This window comes from Streptomyces kebangsaanensis (genome assembly GCF_001906585.1).
Classification (GTDB): Bacteria; Actinomycetota; Actinomycetes; order Streptomycetales; family Streptomycetaceae; genus Streptomyces; species Streptomyces kebangsaanensis.
In genome coordinates, this window is sequence record NZ_JUJA01000054.1 from 5,091 (window position 1) to 9,378 (window position 4,288).

A 4,288-nucleotide genomic window follows, 5' to 3' on the forward strand; every position below is an offset into this window, starting at 1 on the left:
GCCGCCATACCGCCCTCGACGCGCTTGTCCGCGCCGTGCGGATGTGACCTCGAACCCACCGCCGCTCCCCGTGCCCTGGACCGTGCCGGTTCCGCCCTCGTCGCCACCGGTCCGCGGCAGTGCGTGACCGGCATCGGGAATCGAGCGAAAGGCAAGGCTGTGCGCTACGGCCGCACCGCGGGCCAGGTTCCTGACCCGGGCACGATGGTCACGCCGACCGGGCTCGACGCCCTGCGTCCCGTCGCCGACGAGGCGACGCGCCGCCTCGATGCCGCTCCGGCCCCACTCGTCACCCCGGCCTCCGGCGCCTGACCCGACTGCGCCGCGTTCCGCGCGTCTCCATCCGCTCCGGCCACCCATGGGCGGCCGGAGCGAACTGCCACAGGCACGCGAGGGGAGGCCGACAGACACACCGGAATACCCCCGGGGGTACTCGTGTTACGGTGACACGCATACCCCCAGGGGTAATTTCGTGGAAGGGAACATCCCCGTGTTCTTCATCGACACCATTGAGCTCGAGGGCCTCGGCAACCGCAGCTACCTGGCCGGCGGCAAGCAGACGGCCGTGGCGGTGGACCCGCCGCGCGACTTCGACCAGGTCCTGGCGACAGCGGCCCGGCGCGGGGTGCGGATCACACATGTGGTGGAGACCCACATCCACAACGACTACGTCACCGGCGGCCTCGAACTGGCCCGGGTGACGGGTGCCGCCTACCTGGTGCCGGCCGGCGCGCGGGTGTCGTTCGCACGGGTGCCGGTGGCCGACGGCGACACCGTCACCGTCGACGACGGACTCGAACTGCGGGCCGTCGCCACCCCGGGTCACACTCCGCACCACACCTCGTACGTGCTGCGGGAGCAGGGGCGGCCGGTGGCCGCGTTCACCGGCGGCTCGCTGCTGATCGGCACGGTGGGCCGCCCGGACCTGGTGGAGCCCCGCCTGACCGAGCAACTGGCCCGCGCCCAGCACGCCTCCGCCCACCGCCTGGCGGCCGAGCTGCCGGACGAGACGTCCGTGCTGCCCACGCACGGCTTCGGCAGTTTCTGCTCCTCCGCGCAGGCCGAGGGGGACGCCACCACCATCGGCAAGGAGAAGACCGTCAACACGGCGCTCACCACGGACGTGGACTCCTTCGTCGCCCGTCTGCTCGCCGAACTCGACGACGTCCCCGCGTACTACGCGCACATGGGCCCCGCCAACGCCGCCGGTCCCGCCCCGGTGGACCTGACTCCGCCCGCCGTCGCGGACGCCGGCGAGATCGCCGCCCGGCTCGCGGCCGGTGAGTGGGTCGTGGACCTGCGCAACCGGGTCGCGTTCGCCGAGGGCCACGTCGCCGGCTCGTTCAACTTCGAGGCCGACGGCAAGATCGCCACCTATCTGGCCTGGATGATCCCGTGGGGCAAGCCGGTCACCCTGCTCGCCGAGTCCCCCGAGCAACTGGCCGCCGCCCAGCGGGAGCTGGTCCGGGTCGGCATCGACCGGCCCACGGCCGCGGCGACCGGCACGCCGCGGGAGTGGGTGCCCGAGGACGGCTCCCTCGCCTCCTTCCCCCGGTCCACGTTCGCCGGCCTGGCCGAGCACGGCACGGACGGCATCGTCGTCCTGGACGTGCGCCGCGACTCCGAGCGGGCCTCCGGACACATCGAGGGCTCCGTGCACATCCCGATCCACCAGCTGCACAAGCGGCTCGGCGAGGTACCGGCGGGCACGGTGTGGGTGCACTGCGCCGGCGGCATGCGGGCCGCCATCGCCGCGTCCCTGCTGGACGCCGCCGGACGGCACGTCGTGGCCGTCGACGACGGGTTCGACTCCGCCGCCGACGCCGGACTGGCCGTGGTCACCGGCTGAACGTCCTCTGCCCCGTCCCTTCCGGCTTCTTCCCGCCTCTTCCGACCTCCCGAAAGGTTGTGCGATGTTCCTCCTCCGGCGCGGCAAGGACCGCGTCACCGTCGACCAGGCCCACCGGCGCACTCAGGGCGCCGACGCCCCGGCCGTCCTGCTGGACGTGCGCGAGCAGGACGAGTGGAACGCCGGACACGCGCCCGGCGCCGTGCACGCGCCGCTGTCCCGCCTGACGGCGGGATCGGCGCTGCCGAGCGCGGTCCGGGGACGGCCGCTGGTGGTGATCTGCCGCAGCGGGAACCGCTCGCAGCGGGCCGCCGAACTGCTGGCCGCACGCCGCGCGGAAGTGGTGGACGTCAAGGGCGGCATGAAAGCGTGGGCCGCCGCCGGTCACCCGGTCGTCGACGGACACGGGAACCACGGCTCGATAGCATGACCGCTCTGCTCCTCGCACTCGTCGCCGGTGCCGTCATCGGCCTGGCCCTCGGCGGGCTGGGCGGTGGCGGCAGCGTGCTGGCGGTGCCCGCCCTGATCTACCTGCTCGGCCTCACCCCGGCGGAAGCGACCACGGCCGGCCTGGTCATCGTGGCCCTGACCTCGGTCACGGCGCTCGTGGCACACGCCCGGGACGGCAATGTCACCTGGCGCACCGGGCTGCTCTTCGCGGCAGCGGGCATCGTGCCCGCGATGGCCGCCGGGGCTGCCGCCGGACGCCTGCCCCAGACCGTGCTGACGGCCGCCTTCGCCGTCGTAGCGGCGCTCGCGGCCCTGCGGATGCTGCGTCCGGCGCGCACCGGGACGTCCGGCCAGGTGCACTCCGGCAAGGCCGGTGCCGCCGGCGCCGGGCTCGGCGCGGTGACCGGGTTCCTGGGCGTGGGCGGCGGCTTCCTCGCCGTACCGGCCCTGGTGAGTGTGCTGAACCTGCCCATGCGCCGGGCCGTCGGCACCAGCCTGCTGGTCATCACGGTCAACTCGCTGGCCGCGCTCGGCGCCCGGGCCGGCACCGGCGTGCAGCTGGACTGGGCGGTCGTCGCGCCGTTCACCGCGGCGGCGGTCCTGGGTGCCTGGGACGGCAAACGCCTGTCGAAGAAGATCAAGGGCGGAACGCTTCAGCGCCTCTTCGCCTACGTGCTGCTCGCGGTCGCCGTCCTCATGCTCGTCGACGTGGTCGTCTGACCGTGTCCGCACGACCCCGGCCCGGAGACGAATGACATCCACCTGACCACCCCACTCCCCCTCGCCCCCCGCCAGGCCCGTCCCCCGTCTCCACGAGCCGACCGGCATCGACGTCCGCGCCTCCGGAACCCGCTCCGACCATGCCTGCGGGATGCTCGCCGCGCTTCCTCCCCACCGGCCCCGCGGGGCCGACCTGGACGCGACACCGGCCCGCCTGCGCAGCGGCCGATCCCGGAACCGCGGTTCGCGGGACGCCCCGCTCGAGCCGGACTTCCGCCGAACCGGAGGTGCTGCCGTGCTCAGTCGCCCGGCAAGCGTCGTCGTGCCCCTCGGCCAGGCCGGAGCCCGTGCGCCGGCGTCGGGCCGCCCCGCCGAGCAGGTGGTCGGAGTGCTCACCGCTCCGCTGCGCCGCCCGAGGCTGTACGTGCACGTCGGTGCACCGCCGCGCCTCGATCGCGAGCAGGGCGAGGCACTCGGCCGGCCCGCGGCGCGCTGACCCGGACCCGGTACACCGCGGCCCGACGGCTCGGCGAGCCCTTGCCGGCGTTGTGCGCTCACGCGCGGGACGAGGGGTCGGCGTAGCGCAGCAGGGCGCCCACGCCCTCACGCAGTCGCGCCTGCTGTTCGGGCACCACGACCAGTTCGGCCCTCGTCCCGACCAGGGCGCGGGTCAGGGCCGCGTCGGCCCGTTCCTCGTGGACGTCTCCTGTGCCGTAGGAGCGCAGTTCCTCTTCGGTGAGGGCGAGTTGGCCTGGTTCCGAGCCGATCCACAGGCGGAGCGGCGACTCGGGGTGGTTGTTGAGGAACAGGGCCTTGACCGCGCCGCGCTGCAGGGCCGACACCGTGGCGGAGAGACCTTCCGCCGACGCCCCGTCGCGGGCCCGCTCCGCGAAAAAGGCGTCGAGCAGGGCCCGGTCGTGCGCGGCCATCCGTCCGCTGAAGAGGCTTTCGAGCCGCTGCTCCAGCAGGGCCCGCCCCGGCTCGGACTCGCCGGCGCCCTCCACGGTGGTGACCTGCCCGCGCAGGGAGGCGGGAAGCCGGCGGACGAGGATGCCGCGGGCCCAGACGTCTCCCGCGACGACCACCGCCTCCACGTCGATGCGCCGTGCGTACCCTTCCAGCTCCCGGCCGACCTCTCCGGCGGCGTTCAGCCAGTCGGTCACCGGGATCTCCTCACGGAGACGGTGTCCGGGTGTGACCTTGGTCCGGGGCCATGTGCCGGCCTCGGCCTCGATCCGTACGGTGCCGGTGGCGTCCGTGGAGTGGCGG

5 protein-coding genes and 1 pseudogene are annotated in these 4,288 nt (G+C 74.2%); 5 read left to right on the forward strand and 1 reads right to left on the reverse strand.

Going from position 1 to position 4,288, the window contains the following annotated elements:
• The 5 genes and pseudogenes from RH94_RS42730 to RH94_RS40290 form a co-directional block, all read left to right on the forward strand.
• Nucleotides 1-312: pseudogene (locus RH94_RS42730) on the forward strand (hypothetical protein); the annotation flags it as partial.
• A gap of 178 nt (nt 313-490) precedes the next feature.
• A complete protein-coding gene (locus RH94_RS07930; protein WP_073946925.1) occupies nt 491-1,849 on the forward strand; it encodes an MBL fold metallo-hydrolase in 1,359 nt (452 codons plus the stop codon).
• 64 nt (nt 1,850-1,913) lie between these two features.
• Nucleotides 1,914-2,279, forward strand: a complete 366-nt coding sequence (locus RH94_RS07935; RefSeq protein ID WP_073946926.1) for a rhodanese-like domain-containing protein — start codon at nt 1,914-1,916, stop codon at nt 2,277-2,279.
• Nucleotides 2,276-3,019 carry a sulfite exporter TauE/SafE family protein gene (locus RH94_RS07940; RefSeq protein WP_073946927.1) on the forward strand — a complete coding sequence of 248 codons (744 nt, stop codon included), beginning with the start codon at nt 2,276-2,278 and terminating at the stop codon, nt 3,017-3,019. The genes RH94_RS07935 and RH94_RS07940 overlap by 4 nt, the downstream gene beginning before the upstream one ends.
• A gap of 295 nt (nt 3,020-3,314) precedes the next feature.
• Nucleotides 3,315-3,515 carry a hypothetical protein gene (locus RH94_RS40290; protein ID WP_143203974.1) on the forward strand — a complete coding sequence of 67 codons (201 nt, stop codon included), beginning with the start codon at nt 3,315-3,317 and terminating at the stop codon, nt 3,513-3,515.
• A 58-nt stretch (nt 3,516-3,573) separates the two neighbouring features.
• On the opposite strand, the gene RH94_RS42735 is transcribed toward RH94_RS40290, so the two are convergent.
• Nucleotides 3,574-4,288: baeRF2 domain-containing protein (locus tag RH94_RS42735; protein WP_456154165.1), on the reverse strand; the 715-nt coding region annotated here is incomplete at its 5' end.